16 protein-coding genes are annotated in these 17458 nt (G+C 60.2%); 11 read left to right on the top strand and 5 right to left on the bottom strand.

The features are described from left to right. Positions 1 to 13: 13 nt before the first annotated feature. Entirely contained in the window at positions 14 to 1057 is a 1044-nt protein-coding gene (locus tag AC2GXZ_RS21375) for an SMP-30/gluconolactonase/LRE family protein (RefSeq protein ID WP_483761217.1), read from the bottom strand. 384 nt (positions 1058 to 1441) lie between these two features. Here AC2GXZ_RS21375 and AC2GXZ_RS21370 point away from each other — a divergent pair, with 384 nt between their 5' ends. The 9 genes from AC2GXZ_RS21370 (at position 1442) to AC2GXZ_RS21330 (ending at position 10606) form a co-directional block, all read left to right on the top strand. After that, positions 1442 to 3373, top strand: coding sequence for a methyl-accepting chemotaxis protein (locus AC2GXZ_RS21370; RefSeq protein ID WP_483761216.1), 1932 nt, complete (start codon positions 1442 to 1444; stop codon positions 3371 to 3373). A gap of 366 nt (positions 3374 to 3739) precedes the next feature. Then, positions 3740 to 5671: a methyl-accepting chemotaxis protein gene (locus tag AC2GXZ_RS21365; RefSeq protein ID WP_483761215.1), complete on the top strand. Its 1932-nt coding sequence runs from the start codon at positions 3740 to 3742 to the stop codon at positions 5669 to 5671. A 262-nt stretch (positions 5672 to 5933) separates the two neighbouring features. After that, positions 5934 to 6089, top strand: coding sequence for a DUF3563 family protein (locus AC2GXZ_RS21360; protein ID WP_483761214.1), 156 nt, complete (start codon positions 5934 to 5936; stop codon positions 6087 to 6089). 229 nt (positions 6090 to 6318) lie between these two features. Further along, positions 6319 to 6894, top strand: a complete 576-nt coding sequence (locus tag AC2GXZ_RS21355; RefSeq protein ID WP_483761213.1) for a DUF2062 domain-containing protein — start codon at positions 6319 to 6321, stop codon at positions 6892 to 6894. A gap of 33 nt (positions 6895 to 6927) precedes the next feature. Beyond that, positions 6928 to 7335 carry a holo-ACP synthase gene (gene acpS, locus AC2GXZ_RS21350; RefSeq protein WP_483761212.1) on the top strand — a complete coding sequence of 136 codons (408 nt, stop codon included), beginning with the start codon at positions 6928 to 6930 and terminating at the stop codon, positions 7333 to 7335. Positions 7336 to 7464: 129 nt separating this feature from the next. After that, the gene (gene lepB, locus AC2GXZ_RS21345; RefSeq protein ID WP_483761211.1) at positions 7465 to 8214 is read left to right on the top strand and encodes a signal peptidase I; all 750 of its coding nucleotides are present in this window, start codon (positions 7465 to 7467) and stop codon (positions 8212 to 8214) included. Further along, positions 8214 to 8930 (top strand): ribonuclease III, encoded by a 717-nt coding sequence (gene rnc / locus AC2GXZ_RS21340; protein ID WP_483761210.1) that lies wholly within the window; start codon positions 8214 to 8216, stop codon positions 8928 to 8930. The genes lepB and rnc overlap by 1 nt, the downstream gene beginning before the upstream one ends. A gap of 9 nt (positions 8931 to 8939) precedes the next feature. Next, the gene (gene era / locus AC2GXZ_RS21335; RefSeq protein WP_483761209.1) at positions 8940 to 9899 is read left to right on the top strand and encodes a GTPase Era; all 960 of its coding nucleotides are present in this window, start codon (positions 8940 to 8942) and stop codon (positions 9897 to 9899) included. Between the two features lie 233 nt (positions 9900 to 10132). Beyond that, positions 10133 to 10606 carry a PAS domain-containing protein gene (locus AC2GXZ_RS21330; protein WP_483761208.1) on the top strand — a complete coding sequence of 158 codons (474 nt, stop codon included), beginning with the start codon at positions 10133 to 10135 and terminating at the stop codon, positions 10604 to 10606. 165 nt (positions 10607 to 10771) lie between these two features. On the opposite strand, the gene AC2GXZ_RS21325 is transcribed toward AC2GXZ_RS21330, so the two are convergent. Next, the gene (locus AC2GXZ_RS21325) at positions 10772 to 11164 is read right to left on the bottom strand and encodes a hypothetical protein (protein ID WP_483761207.1); all 393 of its coding nucleotides are present in this window, start codon (positions 11162 to 11164) and stop codon (positions 10772 to 10774) included. Between the two features lie 179 nt (positions 11165 to 11343). Between AC2GXZ_RS21325 and recO the strand changes: the two genes are divergently transcribed. Continuing rightward, entirely contained in the window at positions 11344 to 12096 is a 753-nt protein-coding gene (gene recO / locus AC2GXZ_RS21320; protein ID WP_483761206.1) for a DNA repair protein RecO, read from the top strand. Positions 12097 to 12111: 15 nt separating this feature from the next. Here the strand turns inward: recO and AC2GXZ_RS21315 are convergent, their stop codons facing one another. Further along, entirely contained in the window at positions 12112 to 13350 is a 1239-nt protein-coding gene (locus AC2GXZ_RS21315; protein WP_483761205.1) for an MFS transporter, read from the bottom strand. A 312-nt stretch (positions 13351 to 13662) separates the two neighbouring features. Here AC2GXZ_RS21315 and AC2GXZ_RS21310 point away from each other — a divergent pair, with 312 nt between their 5' ends. Beyond that, positions 13663 to 15384, top strand: a complete 1722-nt coding sequence (locus AC2GXZ_RS21310; protein ID WP_483761204.1) for a flagellin N-terminal helical domain-containing protein — start codon at positions 13663 to 13665, stop codon at positions 15382 to 15384. A 69-nt stretch (positions 15385 to 15453) separates the two neighbouring features. On the opposite strand, the gene AC2GXZ_RS21305 is transcribed toward AC2GXZ_RS21310, so the two are convergent. Continuing rightward, a complete protein-coding gene (locus tag AC2GXZ_RS21305) occupies positions 15454 to 16350 on the bottom strand; it encodes a DMT family transporter (protein WP_483761203.1) in 897 nt (298 codons plus the stop codon). A 258-nt stretch (positions 16351 to 16608) separates the two neighbouring features. Further along, complete coding sequence (locus AC2GXZ_RS21300; protein ID WP_483761202.1) at positions 16609 to 17457, bottom strand: MOSC domain-containing protein; 849 nt, start codon at positions 17455 to 17457, stop codon at positions 16609 to 16611. Position 17458: the final 1 nt, after the last annotated feature.

Genomic DNA, 17458 nt, shown 5'->3' with positions numbered 1-17458 from the left:
TGCGTTGGTGTGATCAGACGGCGCCGCGGGTCTCGACGAAGAGCGCGTAGACCGAGTGGCTGGACGCCATATAGAGACGGTTCTTCTTCTTGCCACCGAAGACGAGGTTCGGGCAACGTTCCGGCAGCTTGATGAAGCCGATGGCCTTGCCGTCCTTGTTGAAGATCTTCACGCCATTGAGGTCTTCCGGCTTTGCACCGGCTGCACCCGAAGAACCCCAGCCGCACCACAGATTGCCGTCGACATCGACCTTGAAGCCGTCAATGCCGCCATTGTCGTCGGCTGTGACCAGCGCCTTCTTGTTCGACAGCGTAAAGCCGTCCTTGGCAACGTCATACGACCAGATGATGCGGTAGGGCGCGGCGCGACCTTCGACGACGTAGAACTTCCTCTCGTCTTCGGAAAACGCCAGGCCATTCGGGCCCTTCAGTTCATCGGTGACGAGGTTGAGCTTGCCGTCCGGCGAGATGCGGTAGACGGAATGCGGCAGTTCGGCTTCCGCCTTGTCGCCTTCCCATTCGCCGGCAATGCCGAATGGTGGGTCGGTGAACCAGATCGAGCCGTCCGACTTGCAGACGATGTCGTTCGGCGAGTTCAGCCTCTTGCCCTTGTAATTGTCGGCGAGAACCGTGATCGAGCCGTCATGCTCGGTGCGGGTGACGCGGCGCGTCAGGTGCTCGCAGGCCAGAAGCCGGCCCTGCAGGTCGCGGGCATGGCCGTTGGCGAAATTCGAGTTGGCGTCGAAGACGCTCCAGGTCTCGTTGGTTTCGTCGAACTTCATGACGCGATTGTTCGGCACATCGCTGACGAGAAGATATTTGCCGTCGCCGAAATAGACCGGGCCTTCGAGCCAGCGGGCGCCGGTTGCGACCTGTTCCAGAGAGGCGCTGGCGACGCGATACTTGGCAAAGCTCGGGTCGAGAACCTGGATGGACGGATCGGGATAGATCGGCGAGGGGGTGAAGCCGATTGCCTGCGCGGAGGCAATCTTGGTGGTGACGACAGTTGCTGCGGCGGCGGCACCGAATGTCATGAGGTTGCGGCGGCTAAGATCCACGGGAAGAGTCCTTCGATAATAGTCGTTGATTTCATATCAATCTTCCCGATTTGCGGGAGGCGGCAATCATGGCCTTGAGCCCCTGTTAGCCGCAGAGCCTTGTGCGCTGCAACATGGGGCGCGCCTTGTTTCCGCCATGACGCTTAAGGTCGGGTTAATCCGCGGGGCTGTTTTTCGCCTTCCGCCGGAATTTGACAAAAACGAGAGTGCATTGCGGCAAGTGTAAGATTTTTTTTATAAAAATGGTTTTAAACCTGTCTCAGGACAACCCGATCGCCTGTCGATCCTCTGCGCGCATGATGTGCACCGTCAATGACGGTTCCTGTATTTCCCCGGTCCATCCGCCATGCGCCACGCTTTCAGTTTTTCTGAGAAGGTCCCCCTATGCTCAAGAATTTGAAGATCAAAACCAAATTTCTGATGGTTATTGCCATCCTCGGCATCATTTCGCTCGCCGGTCTGCTCTACGTCACCAGCAAGTTCAGCGGCGCCAACGACGCCTATTCCGACTTCCTGCAGAACGAAAGCAATGCGGCGACCTTCGGTCCTCGTGGTGCCGCCGGTATGTGGACCGCAACGACCTGGTTGAGCCGTGCGCTGGCACAGGATCCGAAGTCCGACGCCTTCAAGGATTTCTCCGGCCGCTTCACCAAGGAAATCACCGGTGCGCGTGATCGCCTGACCCAGATCCCGGCGATCGTCCCGAGCCGCAAGGCGGCCGTTGACGAACTGGTTGCCGGTGGTGACAAGCTGAAGTCCATCGGTGACGGCCTGCTGACCGCCCATGCCGCAGGCGACGCCGCCAAGGTCAACGCGCTTTCGCTGGATCTCGACAAGGCCATCCTCGACCTGTCGCCGAAATTCGGTGCCAATAACGGTGCCATGGCGGAGATCATCAAGAACGGCGCCGATCGCCTTTCCGCTGAAGTTTCCTCGACCATCAAGACTGCCATCGTCGGCATGCTGATCGGCATTGCCGTTGCTGTCGTCCTGGCCCTGATGATCGCCCAGAAGGGCATCACCGCGCCGATGGCAAGCCTGCGTGAGCGCATGGCTTCGCTGGCTGCCGGCGAGACCCGCGCCGAAATCGACGGCCTCGACCGCAAGGACGAGATCGGCCAGATGGCGGAAGCCGTTGCCGTGTTCCGCGACAACGCGCTGGAGCGGATCCGCATCGAGCAGGAAGCAAACGATCATCGCAGCCTGTCGGAAAAGGAGCGTATTGAGCGCGAAGCCGCCAAGACCCGCGAAGCTGGCGACGTCAAATATGCCGTCGACAATCTCGCCAAGGCCCTGAGCCAGCTTTCCGACGGCAACGTCTCCTACCGTATCGACCAGCCGTTCACGGCAGCCCTCGATGGCGTCCGTAGCGACTTCAACGCCTCTGCCGAAAAGCTTCAGGAAGCGCTCGAACAGGTCGCCGAAAATGCCCGCAGCATCGAGGCAGGGTCTGCCGAGATCAAGTCGGCTGCCGATGATCTGGCCAAGCGTACCGAACAGCAGGCTGCCTCGGTGGAAGAAACCGCCGCTGCTCTCGAAGAGATCACCACCACCGTCAAGGATGCCGCACGCCGCGCAACCGAAGCCGGCAATCTCGTCGCCCGCACCCGCCAGGGTGCCGAAAAGTCCGGCGAAGTGGTGCAGAAGGCCGTCAAGGCGATGGAAGCCATCGAAAAGTCTTCCGGCGAGATCGGCAACATCATCGGTGTGATCGACGATATCGCCTTCCAGACCAACCTGCTGGCACTCAACGCCGGTGTCGAGGCAGCACGCGCCGGTGAAGCCGGCAAGGGCTTTGCTGTCGTTGCCCAGGAAGTGCGCGAACTGGCCCAGCGTTCAGCAAATGCTGCCAAGGAAATCAAGGCCCTGATCACGGCCTCGAACGAGCAGGTTCAAAACGGCGTGCATCTGGTCGGCGAAACCGGCAAGGCGCTCGAAACCATCGTTGGCGAAGTCCAGGAAATCAACCGCAACGTCAACGCCATCGTCGAGAGCGCCCAGGAACAGTCTTCGGGCCTGCAGCAGATCAACACCGCCGTCAACACGATGGACCAGGATACCCAGAAGAATGCGGCGATGGTCGAGGAACAGACGGCTGCAAGCCATGGTCTGGCCCGCGACGTCGCATCGCTGAACACGCTGCTTGCCCAGTTCAAGCTGTCGCAGCAGCACGCACCTCGCCACAGCGTTCGTGCGGCCCATGCCAGCGAAACGCCGGCGGCATCTCCGGCGCGCGCCCTTGGCCGCAAGCTGGCCAGCGCCTTCTCCGGCAATGCTGCACTCGCCGTCAAGAACGACAGCTGGGAAGAGTTTTGAGACCAGCCTGATCCGGCCCGATTTCAGGCCGGGTATAGCGAGATGAAAGACGGCCGCAGGCATCCCCGCCTGCGGCCGTTTTGTTTGGTTCGAATATGCGACATCTTGTCATGAATTTGCCTTTCGAGGGTACAACGTAAGATTTTATTATAAGTCACGGCTCTACCCTGTCGCCGGGACATTCGAGAAACACCCCGCTCCGACGCGCGCATGATGTGCGCCGCTTGCCGTCAGCCGCTTTTGCGTGCTGCCGGCCGACGGCTCCTGCCTTTTTTCGATCCTTTCGTCAGGGGTCGGCACTGCAGCGCCGTGCGCCGCCCTCATTGAGGGAGGTTGCGGCATCATCGCGTTTTGGAGGTAAATCGGATGCTCAAAAATCTTAAGATCAGAACCAAATTCCTGATGGCGATCGCCATCCTGAGCCTTATTTCTCTGGCGGGGTTGGCCTTCGTCATCGAGCGCTTCAACACAGCAAACAACACCTATTTCAGTTTCCTTCAGAACGAGAGCAGTGCGGCGACCTTCGGCCCGCGGGGTGCCGCAGGCATGTGGACGGCCGTCAACTGGCTGAACCGGGCAGTCGCCCAGGATCCCCAGTCCGATAAGTTCACCGAATTTGCCGCACGCTTCAGTAACGAGATCACCGGGGCGCGGGGGCGTCTCGCGCAGATCCCGGCCATCGTTCCCGACCGGACCGCCGCCATCAACGAGTTGCTGGCCGATGTCGATGCGCTGAAGACCGTCGGTGGTGAACTCATCAAGGCCCATGCCACCGGTGACAGGCAAGCCTTCGACGCCATGTCCGCAAGGCTTGAGCAGATCACCATCGAGTTTTCCGCCAAGAGCGGATTAAACAACGCCGCCATGTCCGATCTCATCAAGAATGGCGCCGACAGACTGTCCGATCAGGTCATTTCGAACATCATCTGGGCCGTCGGCACCATGCTTCTGGGCAATATCGTCGCGATCGTGATCGCCATGATCATTGCCCAGAAAGGCGTCACGTCCCCGATGGCCCGCCTGCGTGAACGCATGGCCGCGCTGGCCGTTGGCGAAACCGCGACTGAAATCGACGGCCTCGACCGCAAGGACGAGATCGGCCAGATGGCCGAGGCGGTTGCCGTGTTCCGCGACAACGCGCTGGATCGTCAGCGCCTCGAACAGGAAGCCGAGGACAATCGCAGCCTGTCGGAAAAGGAGCGTATCGAGCGCGAAGCCGCCAAGACCCGCGAAGCTGGCGACGTCAAATATGCCGTCGACAATCTCGCCAAGGCCCTGAGCCAGCTTTCCGACGGCAACGTCTCCTACCGCATCGACCAGCCGTTCACGGCAGCCCTCGATGGCGTCCGTAGCGACTTCAACGCCTCTGCCGAAAAGCTTCAGGAAGCGCTCGAACAGGTCGCCGAAAATGCCCGCAGCATCGAGGCAGGGTCTGCCGAGATCAAATCTGCTGCCGATGATCTGGCCAAGCGTACCGAACAGCAGGCTGCCTCGGTGGAAGAAACCGCTGCTGCTCTCGAAGAGATCACCACCACCGTCAAGGATGCCGCACGCCGCGCAACCGAGGCCGGCAATCTCGTCGCCCGCACCCGCCAAGGCGCCGAAAAGTCCGGCGAAGTGGTGCAAAACGCCGTCAAGGCGATGGAAGCCATTGAAAAGTCTTCCGGCGAGATCGGCAACATCATCGGTGTGATCGACGATATCGCCTTCCAGACCAACCTGCTGGCACTCAATGCCGGTGTCGAGGCAGCACGCGCCGGTGAAGCCGGCAAGGGCTTTGCCGTCGTTGCCCAGGAAGTGCGCGAACTGGCCCAGCGTTCGGCAAATGCTGCCAAGGAGATCAAGACGCTGATCACCGCCTCCAACCACCAGGTCGAGAACGGTGTTCACCTCGTCGGTGAAACCGGCAAGGCGCTGGAAACGATCGTCACGGAAGTGCAGGAAATCAACCGCCATGTGACCGCCATCGTCGAGAGCGCCCAGGAGCAGTCTTCGGGCCTGCAGCAGATCAACACGGCCGTCAACACGATGGACCAGGATACGCAGAAGAATGCGGCGATGGTCGAGGAACAGACGGCTGCAAGCCATGGTCTGGCCCGCGACGTCGCATCGCTGAACACGCTGCTTGCCCAGTTCAAGCTGTCGCAGCAGCAGACGCTCCGGCAGGGCACGCGCGCTGCGCGCGCCGACGAGGTACCGGCGGCATCTCCGGCCCGCGCCCTTGGCCGCAAGCTGGCCGGCGCCTTCTCCGGCAATGCGGCACTCGCCGTCAAGAACGACAGCTGGGAAGAGTTCTGAGCCAAATGAAACCGAGTGGCGGCTAAATCGCCATGGGTGCGACGATATGACCAACCGCGGAGGCTTGCCGGCCTTCGCGGTTCTTTTTTGGGCATTATCGCGTAAAAGTGGTGCCGAAGCTCCCGATTAGCGGCAATTTGACGGCGATCAATGCACGAGCCATGCAGCAGGCGCAAATCTGCATCGCGGCCCTGAGGTTGGTAAAGGAGCCCGGAAGATCGTATTTTAGCACCAACAAGAGTAGCTAAACGAGAGAACCCCAATGTTTGACACTGTACGCAAGTTTGCCCGCGCCCTGCGCGTCCCTTCGGCCCAGGATCGCGAAATGGCTTACCTCAACGAATCCCGCGACCGTCTGGACCTCGAGCACCGCATGCGCCAGGTTGACCGTGGCATGTTCCGCAAGACACAGTTCTAAGCTCTGCAGATCGGAGCGCCACTGGCGATAGCCGCCGGGCGCTCGCAGCAGGTGAGGGGACAAGACCTTCTCACCTGTGGATGGAACCGTCCTGCGTGCCTTGCCCAGGGCTTCGTGCGGATAGCTGTCCCCAAAATCGCCATGATCGTCGGCTTCGGATACCGGATCGTTCGATCAGTGAGCCAAGATGGGGCCGGTCCTGTCCGGATCGACTGGACAGGTTGACCAAATGCCGTTTCGCCGCCGCATACCTCTCACCCTGCGCCAGAGGCTTGCCGGGATGTTCATCCCAAAACGGGGGCTTCGCCGTGCGCTCGGTTATCATCGCCTCAAGGTCATGCGTATCGGCGGATCGCCGCATGCGGTTGCTGCCGGCATCGCCATCGGCGTGCTGAGTGCCTGGACCCCGTTTCTCGGCCTGCATGTTCTGTTTGCCATCCCGCTGGCCTGGCTTTTCGGCGGCAGCATGATCGCCGCGGCGATCGGCACGACCTTTGCCAATCCGGTCACCTGTCCGATCATCTGGCCGCTGACCTGGGAACTCGGCCAGCTCATGCTCGGCGGCGAGCCGACATCGCGCCATATCGATCTTGCAGCCCTGTTTGCCCATCTCGACATGTCGCAGCTCTGGGGCCCGGTGCTTGAGCCCATGCTGCTCGGCTCCCTGCCGCCGGGCATCGTCTGCGCCCTGTTGTTTTATGCCGCCACCTATTTTGCCGTGCGTGGTTTTCGCAATCGTCGCCTCAGCCGCTTGACGGAAAGGGCACGGAGCATCAAGTCAGGCGATACCGGCTTGACCGCCTGAACGCGGCGGCTCGAAAACGACAGGACTGGCATAATGATCATTGGCATGGGCAGCGACCTCATCGATATAAGGCGTGTTGAAAAATCCATCGAACGCTTCGGCGAACGGTTCACCCACCGCTGTTTCACCGATATCGAACGGGCAATATCCGACCGCCGCAAGAACCGCGCCGCCTCCTACGCCAAGCGGTTCGCCGCCAAGGAAGCCTGTTCCAAGGCGCTCGGCACGGGTCTCGCGCAGGGCGTCTTCTGGAAGGACATGGGGGTCATCAACCTGCCCGGCGGCAAGCCGACCATGGCCCTGACCGGCGGTGCCGCCGAAAAGCTCGCCGAACTCATGCCGGCCGGCCACGCGCCCGTCATCCACATCACCATTACCGACGAATATCCCTACGCCCAGGCCTTTGTCGTCATCGAGGCCCGGCCTGTGACGAATGCCTGACATTCCCATGCATTAAAGCTTTGGGCGCGTGCCGCGCATGAAGGAAACGTAATCTCATGGGCCATTGCCGCGGCATTGCGAAGAGTTTAGACAGTTCAGCCACTCGCCGAGATAGAAAGATATATAGACGTGTCCGATAAAGCCGATACGAAGCAGCCGAACGCTCTTTGGGAAAACATCAAGGTCATCATTCAGGCCCTGTTGCTTGCCATGGTCATCCGCACCGTTCTGTTCCAGCCCTTCACCATTCCGTCCGGTTCGATGATGCCGACGCTTCTGGTCGGCGACTATATCTTCGTCAACAAGTTCGCCTACGGCTTTTCGAAATATTCGCTGCCGTTTTCGCCGAACCTGTTTTCCGGCCGCGTGCTGGAATTCAACGAGCCGAAGCGCGGCGACGTCATCGTCTTCCGCCTGCCGCAGCAGCCGGATATCGATTATATCAAGCGCCTGATCGGCCTTCCGGGCGACCGCATCCAGATGCGCGACGGCATTCTCTACGTTAACGACAAGCCCGTGCCGAAACAGGCCGACGGCAGCTTTACCTCCGATTACCGGCTTGATCCGGGCACCAACGTGCCGATCTTCCGCGAGACGCTCGACAACGGCAAGACCTACGACACGCTCGACCAGATTCCGAATTCGCGCGGCGACAACACGCCGGAATTCGATGTGCCGGCCGGCCACTACTTCTTCATGGGCGACAATCGCGACAACTCGCTCGACAGCCGTTTCGATGTCGGTTTCGTTCCGGCCGAAAACCTCGTCGGCCGCGCCAGCGTGATCTTCTTCTCGCTCGGCAACGACACCTCCTTCCGTGAAATCTGGAAGTGGCCGTCCAACATGCGCTGGGATCGCCTGTTCAAGGGCGTCTACTGATGAAACCGAAATCTTTGTCGGCAGACGAGGTGAGCCAGCTGGAAACGCTGCTCGGCTACAAGTTTGTCGACAAACAATGGCTTGACCGGGCGCTGACCCATGCCAGCACCGGTTCGGCGAAGAATGCCAATTATGAACGGCTGGAGTTCCTCGGCGACCGTGTGCTCGGCCTGTGCGTCGCCGAACTCCTGTTCACCACCTTCCATATGGCGGAGGAGGGCGAACTGTCTGTGCGCCTCAATCAGCTGGTCTCGGCCGAAAGCTGTGCGCTGGTGGCCGATCAGCTGGAGCTCTACCGCTTCATTCGTACCGGCGCCGATGTGAAGAAGCTGACCGGCAAGCGCATGCTCAACGTTCGCGCCGACGTGGTGGAAAGTCTGATCGCAGCGCTCTATCTCGATGGTGGGCTTGAGGTGGCGCGCGCCTTCATTCTCCGCTACTGGAATGACAGGGCGACCAAGGCGGATGCCGCCCGTCGCGATGCCAAGACCGAGCTGCAGGAATGGGCGCATGCGAAATTCGCCGTGACGCCGGTCTACAGGGTGGACGATCGCTCCGGACCGGATCATGATCCGCGCTTTACGGTGACGGTCGAAATAAAGGGCGTGGCACCGGAAACAGGTACCGACCGCTCAAAGAGGGCAGCCGAACAGGTTGCCGCAACGAGGATCCTCGAACGCGAGGGCATCTGGCAGAATACGTCTGCCAAAGATTGAATGGACAAGATGAGTGAAGACGACAACATCGCCGGTGAACACAACGAGCCCGGTGCGGACGCAACGAATCCCGGCCCGACCCATTCCGGTTTCGTGGCGCTGATCGGCGCGACCAATGCCGGCAAGTCGACGCTGGTCAATCGGCTGGTCGGTGCCAAGGTGTCGATCGTCAGTCACAAGGTCCAGACGACGCGCGCCATCGTGCGCGGCATCGCCATCCACGACAACGCCCAGATCGTCTTCATGGACACGCCCGGCATCTTCAAGCCGCGCCGCAGGCTTGACCGCGCCATGGTGACCACCGCCTGGGGCGGCGCCAAGGATGCCGACATGATCGCGCTTCTGATCGACAGCGAGCGCGGCATTCGCGGCGACGCCGAGGCCATCCTCGAAGGCCTGAAGGATGTCCATCAGCCGAAGATCCTGCTTTTGAACAAGATCGACCAGGTCAAGCGCGAGGATTTGCTCGCCCTTGCATCCGCCGCCAACGAGAAGATCGCCTTCGAGCGTACCTTCATGATCTCGGCAACCACCGGTTCCGGTTGCGAGGATCTGATGGACTATTTCGCCACCACCCTGCCGGAAGGTCCCTGGTATTATCCCGAGGATCAGATCTCCGACCTGCCGATGCGTCAGCTGGCCGCCGAGATCACCCGTGAAAAGCTGTTCCTGCGCCTGCATCAGGAACTGCCCTATTCGTCCCATGTCGAGACGGAAAAATGGGAAGAGCGCAAGGACGGCTCGGTGAGGATCGAACAGGTCATCTATGTCGAGCGGGACAGCCAGAAAAAGATCGCGCTCGGCAAGAATGGCGATGCCATCAAGGCAATCTCGACCGCCTCGCGCAAGGAACTCTCGGAGATCCTCGAACAGCCCGTTCATCTCTTCCTGTTCGTCAAGGTGCGTGAAAATTGGGGTGACGATCCCGCTCGATTCCGCGAGATGGGCCTGGATTTCCCCAAGAACTGAGTGGCAAAAATTCCTTCCGTGGGAACTTGTTCGCGCTTTGGCTGTTTGGATCGATCTTAACGGCGAGAGGTTGTGCAACTCTGCGAAGCGCGCTTGACATCGCGCAACTGTGGAACTTTGATCGAAGTCGCGAATAAAACGATTCAATCAATTCGCGACATGATTGGCACGGAAACGCCACAAGGACAGTAAGCTGCATGGGCACCAGCCGGTATATAGAAAAAGAAAATGGCGTGGATCTGAAGGACGCAGTCGGTTTCTTCAGCTGGGATCTGAGTGAGAACAAGGTTTTTGCCGACCACGTTTTCGCTTACATTTACGGTATCCCGCATCGCGAGCTCGAGATCGGTGCGCCGATCGAGCAGGTCATCAAACATGTCGTGGAGGACGACATGCCAAGAGTTGCAAAAGGGCTGCACGAGACGATCATCTCCGGCAATTCCTGTCACCAGACATATCGCATCAGCCACCCGGCCGGCCGCAATATCATGGTCACCGGCCAGGGCCGTTGCCTGCGCAACGGCGAAGGCATGCCGTCGATCTACACCGGGTCCGTCACGGCCGAAGAGATCGGCCTCGGCAAAAGCGATGCCGATCCGCTCACCTCTCATTGCCTTGAGGCATTGAAGATCGCCAAGCGGCGTCGGCATGCACTTGCCGAACGTTACCTGACCTCGGCGCTGGGCGCTCTCGGGCGTCGCGCCTGACACCGTTCCAGCGAAACTGCCTAAGCGGTTTCGCGTCGGGAATTGTATGGAACAGTGAGCTGGAACGTTCCTGAAAACATGGAACGTTTCACGCGATGATGTCTGCCTCACGGAGGCTGGCGGAGAGGTTTATCCCACTCCGCCGGCATTTCTGCTGGACCGAGATTACTTGGCCCGATCCATCAGCGCCTTGACTTCCTGGTAGCGTCGACGATTGTCCGGCTCTTGCTCATTCGGCCCATAGCAGGTCTGGGATATGCAGAAACGCGTCAGCCCGAAGGGCGGCGTCGGCTTGTCGAATTCGCAATTGATCTCGTTGCTGAAATCGGTCGGCTTGGCATCCTCGCGGGTTGAATAGGTCAGTCGTGCGCCGGGCGGGTTGAGTTCCGGGAAGGATTGCACGATCCCGGTCTTGATCGTCGAGACCAGAAGAAAATTCTTCGCCACCGCGATACAGGCCTGTTCGAGCTGCGGCGACTGCGCGGCTGCCGGTTGCGGCAGGACAAATCCGGCAAGCGCTGACGACAAGGCTGCGGCGGCCAAAACGGTATGTCTCATGGGAACTCCCTGACGATGTTATCGGTTGGCGGGAGAATTCCGCTGGCGGGCAGTTTGTTCCAATACAGATGACACCTGATCGCAGTTTTGCGGCGGCTGTTGCGAAAGCGCAAAATCGATTCAGTTCGAAGCACTTATGGGGTAGAACTGAATCACTTCGAAAAGGTCTTCAAGCATCGATGCAGTGGCAGGACGAGGCAATCATCATCGGCGTCAAGCGGCATGGCGAAACCAGCGTCATCGCCGAGCTGATGACCCGTGAGCGCGGCCGCCATATGGGGCTGGTCCGTTCGGGCCGTTCCCGCTCCATGCAGCCGGTCCTGCAGCCGGGAAACAGGGTCGAGGCGGTCTGGCGTGCCAGGCTCGACGAACATCTCGGCGACCTGAAGCTGGAGCCGATCCGCCTGCGCGCCGCAAAACTGATGGAAACCGCCACTGCCGTCTACGGGGTGCAGGCCATGGGCGCGCTGTTGCGGCTTCTGCCCGAGCGTGATCCCCATCCGCATCTGTTCGATGCGCTCGACGTCATTCTCGATACGATGGACGACCCGGCCGATGCCGGCGAGCTTTTCGTCCGTTTCGAACTCGCCGTCCTGAACGATCTCGGTTACGGGCTGGACCTCACCGAATGTGCGGCGACCGGCGTACGCGAGAACCTGACTTATGTCTCGCCGAAAAGCGGCCGTGCAGTTTGTCGCGAGGCGGGTATGCCCTATGCCGATCGCATGCTGGCGCTGCCGGGTTTTCTGGGCGAGGGGGTAAAGCCTGCGGCCGATCGCGACAGCATGGCGGCAGCCTTCCGGCTCACCCAGTTCTTCCTGCATCGCCATGTCTACGAGCCGCGCGGCATCACCGCCAACGCCGCCCGTGACGGCTTCGTCCAGGCGGCGTTGAAGGCATTGTCGGTGACTGTGGAGCGCAAGACCGGCTGAAGGCGAACGGCAGCTCTATTCCGCCGGTTGAACTGCCGACGGCCGCTCTGCGGGCGCCTCCCTGATCGGCCAGTTGACGATCGCGGCAAATATGCCGAGCGCCACGCCGAACCACCAGACCAGATCATAGGATCCCAGTCGGTCGTAGAGATAACCGCCCATCCACACGCCGAGGAACGAACCGACCTGATGCGACAGGAATACCAGCCCGCCGAGCAGGCCAAGATGCCGCGTGCCGAACATGATGGCGACCAGCCCGTTGGTCGGCGGCACGGTGGATAACCACAACAGCCCCATGACGATGGCAAACAGGATGACCGAAAGCGGTGTCTGCGGCAAAAGCAGGAAAGCCGTCACCGCGATCGACCGGCCGATATAGATATAGGCGAGGAAATAGGGCTTCGAATAACGTTGCCCGATCACCCCTGCAGACAGCGAACCGATGACGTTGAAGAAGCCGATCAGCGCCATGGCGATCACCGCGTAGCGGGCGTCTATGCCGATATCGCGCAGATAGGCCGGGAAATGCGCGGTGATGAAGGCGACCTGGAAACCGCAAACGAAGAAGCCACTGGTCAGCAGCAGATAACCCTTGTGGGCGAAGGCTTCCCTGAGAGCCTCGCCGGCCGTCTGCTGGAAGGTCACCTGCGACTGACGGCCCGAGCTCGAATTGCCGCGCAACGGAATGGCAAGCAGCGGAATGGCGAGCATCATCACCGCCATGATGACGAGACTGTCCGACCAGCCGTAATTCAGGATCAGCGCCTGGCTGAGCGGCGCAAACAGGAACATCCCGGCAGAGCCCGCCGCCGTGCCGATGCCGAAGGCAAACGAGCGCTGTTGCGGCGTCACATTGCGGGCAAAGGCCGACAGGATGGTGCCGAACGAACCGGCGCCGACGGCAAGTCCCACCATCACCCCGCCGGAGAGATGCAGGATGCTTTGCGTGTGCGCCGTCGACATCAGCGCCAGGCCGGCGGCATAAAGCAGGCCGGAAAATGTCAGCACCCGCCCGGTGCCGTATTTGTCTGCGATCGCCCCGAATATCGGCTGGCCGAGCCCCCAGGCAAGGTTCTGGATCGCCATGGCAAGCCCGAAGGTCGAGCGGTCCCAGCCGGTGTCGGAAAGGATCGGCAGCTGGAAGAAACCCATTGCCGAGCGCGGACCGAATGTCAGCAAGGCGATCATCGCGCCGGCGGTGATGATCAGCCATGGCATTGGCGGCGGGATGGATGGGCGCCCAGTATCAGACATCGAAATCTCCCCGCATCGAGCCGGTAATCGGAACGCAACCTATACTGCTTTCCGCGACCTCGGTTAAACGAGTTTTGCTAAACTAATCCATCACTTCCCTTGATGACGCAGGTCCAGGCCGATGCAGACCGGTGAAGCGATCGTACGCTATCGTACGGTTCCGTCCGGAAAGGGCAGGAATCCTGCCTTATTGCCGTTTGTTAAGTTTCTGTTAGCCATATCTGCCCAGTTTGGGCATGTGGTATTTCCACGATTCGGCTCATGACGACGCCATTTTCAATCGATTTTTATTGGCTGGTCATGACAAGTATATTGACGAATATTTCCGCTATGTCGGCGCTTCAGACCCTGCGCTCGGTCTCCTCCGGATTGAACAACACCCAGAACGAGGTCTCGTCCGGCCTGCGGGTGGCCAATGCAGCCGACAATGTCGCCTACTGGTCGATCTCCACCACGATGCGCTCCGACAACAAGGCGATTTCTGCCGCCAATGATGCGCTGGGCGTCGGCGCTTCGAAGGTCGACACCGCCTATGCCGGCACCGAGGCGATCATCGACATCCTGACCGACGTCAAGGCGACGCTTGTCACCGCCAAGGAGGACAGCGTCGACAAGGGCCAGCTCCAGAACCAGATCACCGCGCTTAGCGACCAGGCAACCAATATCGTCAAATCCTCGAGCTTCAGCGGCACCAATTATCTCGACACCAAAGGCGGCGAACATATCAACGATATGAACGCTTTCGATGATCTCGTCGTCGATTCTTTCACCCGCGACAGCAATGGCGCGACGACGGTGAACACCAGCAAGATCGATATGCGCGCCACCAGCATGCTGAATTTCGGCGGCGGCGGCATCCTCCAGAAGGACATTCTCGATTATTACATGCCGATGGGCACCGTCTATTCGAGCAATTTCTATCACGAGGGGCACGAGGATCATTATTTTGACGGTCCGCTCACCTTCAGCGATACCGATTCGGTAGAGTTCGACCTCTTGATCGACGACAGCGTTGATGCGACTGGCCTGCCTTTCCACATCACCATCGACAAGTCCGTCATCGGGGATGCACTTGGCACCACGGATGGAGCGATCGACAACGTTGCCCAGCTGCGCACGGTCATGCAGAAGGCCTTCGAGAATGCCGGTGCCGATCAGTATGCGGATGTCTACGGCACCCAGGCCATCTCCTCTTCCGATCTCTATCGTTATGAAATCCGCTCGCTGGAAACCTCCGGCAATCTGGCGTCGAGTATTTTCATCTCCGGGATCACCACCACCTTCGATCCCGATATCGATGATGATGACGAGGTCAATGAGAACAACTACGAGCTCGGGCTCAATACCGGCTCGATCCTCAATCACGACAATCTCATCCCCTCCGCGAGCATGTCCTTCCTCACCTCCTTCAAGGTGATGGTGGATGCCACGATATCCTTCGATCTCAGCATCGATGACGAGGATCTCAAGACCTATGTCATCGACCGCCCTTCGGTCGACGCGGCGCTCGGAACGACGGATGGAATGATCAACAATGCAGCCGACTTCAAAACGGTAGTGGATTACGTCGTGACGACCGGTGCCGGACTGTCGATCACGACAGTCGGCAATTCGCTGACCTTCAAGGCCGATCAGGCTGATTATCCCGGTTACGGCACGAAGGCTGCCTCCTTCTATATCAGCCAGTTTCGGCCCGATCCGCCCTTCACCTTGCGCTTCGACCTCTCCGAGATCGATCTCGAAAGCGACGACTTCACCGTCGACGAATATCTGGAAGGCGTAGAATTCATGCTCGACCAGTCGATCACCACCGCCAGCATGCTCGGGTCCGTGCAGCAACGCATCGATCTTGCGACGGATTTTTCCGAAACGATGATGGATCAGATCGACAGCGGCGTCAGCCGCCTGACCGATACCGACATGGAAGAAGCCTCCGCTCGGCTTCAGGCGCTGCAGACCCAGAAGGAGCTTGCCGTGCAAAGCCTGCAGATCGCCAATTCAGGTTCCCAGAACATCCTCAGCCTGTTCAACTAGAGCAGTTCCAGTAAAACTGCGTAGTGGTTTCGCGTTTCGCAGAAAGGCTCTCGGGCCGGGCGAGGCTGGTCACAACGCTCCCGGCGGCTGGACAGGCGGGCGCTTCTTGCCGAGCTGGGCCTCGCGCAGGATGGTGAACAGGCCGGCACCGATGACCACCATGCAGCCGGCGATCATGTTCCAGGTCATCACTTCGCCGAACACGAACGTGCCGATGATACAGACCAGCACCGTCTGCCAGTAGAAGATCGGCTGCACCACGACGGCATCCAGCACGTCGAAGGCGCGGATCAGAAGGTAATGTCCGGTCATCCCGGTAATGCACAGCGCCGCCATCCAGAACCAGTAGCTCGGGGCGATCGACGTCCAGTAGAACGGCCCGATCAGCGTCACCGCGGCCGCCCCCGCAATGCCGGTATAAAAGAAGCTCGTCTGTGACGTGTCGGTGCGGCTCGCCATGCGCGTCAGCACCGAATAAAAACCGAACATGATGGTGCAGGCGATCGGTATGACGATGTTCGAGCCGAAGCTCGCATGGGTCGGATCGATGATCAAAAGGATGCCGAGGAAACCGACGCCGATCGCCAGCCAGCGCCGCCAGCCGACGGTTTCTCCAAGCAGCGGCACCGACAGGCAGGCGACCACCAGCGGCGTCGCGGCGAATATCGTATGGGTCTGCGCCAGCCCGACATGCGAGAAGGAATAGATCGACACGACGATCTGGAATACCAGAAGCGCCCCGCGAAGGATCTGCAGCGGAAGCCGGCTGCTTTTCGCCGTCTGCCGGATGCCGCCGGGATTTCGGGTTGCAAGCGCCATCACGAAGGCGGCGAAAAACCAGTAGCGGATCATCGCCACGAAGACGGCGGGATAGGCCTGACCGAGATGTTTGGAAATCCCGTCCTGTATGGCAAAGATCGTCACGGCGCTGAGCGCGAAGACGAGGCCTTGGGTGCGTGGTGTCATGAACAGCTCTTCAGCGTTTTCCGGCCGAGAAAGCGCAGTTGAGAACTCAAGGCCCGAATCTTGATTTTTGCGAATGAAATCGTTGTGGCCGCTACCTTCGCGTGCCGACAACAGACCATTGTGCATGGCAGCCATGCGTCAAGGCCGCAAGGCCGGTCCGCGGTACGCCTGCCGATCAAATCCCGGATTTCAGGGCATCGTTCCCGCAGGTCGCAGCCGGTTCTGGCAAGAAAGGCTTGCGCGGAATGAAGGAGTAAATCAGGCGCGCCGCTTGATCGCCCAGGCGTTGCGCAACGAGGTCACTTCCGCTTCGTCGCCGAGCCGGATCGTGCCCGTGCCGCGCGGCACGGCATTCCAGCCGAATAGCGGCCCCGGCACGCGCCGGTCGGCCGACATCCGGATGCGCCCCATCGCCGCCATCGGGCTTGCCACGTCGCGCGATCCGCTCTGCTGGTCCTGCGTGGTCATGATGCAGCGGGCGCAGGGTTTGACGAAATCGAAGCGGATGCCGGAAATCTCGATCCCGTCCCAATTGTCTTCCGCCCAGGCCTCATCCGCGTCGAGCACGATATTCGGCCGGAACCGCTCCATGCCGACAGCACCTTCGCCATGTTTTGCCATGTCGGCATTCAGCGCTGCAAGTGAACCGGTCGTGGTCACCAGAACCTGATAACCGTCGGCAAAGGTGACGGGCGTATCAGGCCCCGCCCATTCCTCGCTGGCGATGCGCGATGCGCGGTCATCGAAGAAGACCAGCTTCACCTCGCGGCCGAGCCAGGTCGACAGGATCTCGTTCGATCCGTCATCGGCGACAGCCGCCTCGACCGGCGTTTTCCAGATCACCACATCCATGCGCCGCTCGGCCGGCGGCATGGCGACGATGATCTCGCCCTTACCCTCGATCGCCAGGCGAACACCGAGATCCTTTGGCTCGACCTCCACCTGCGCCAGCGCCTGCATTTCCCGCTGGGTGATGAACTGGCCCTTCGGATCGACAACCATCATCTGCCGGTCGCCGGGAATGCCGGCCGCCGTGATCGCCGCTTCGGTAAGCGCAATGCCGCGGCCGCTTTTCAGCGGAAAGACGTTCAGCTCCGACACACGCATC

It is taken from the genome of Aliirhizobium sp. YIM B11859 (assembly GCF_057163345.1).
Note: the sequence above shows the minus strand (reverse complement) of the source record. Positions and strands in the feature narration are given on the sequence as shown.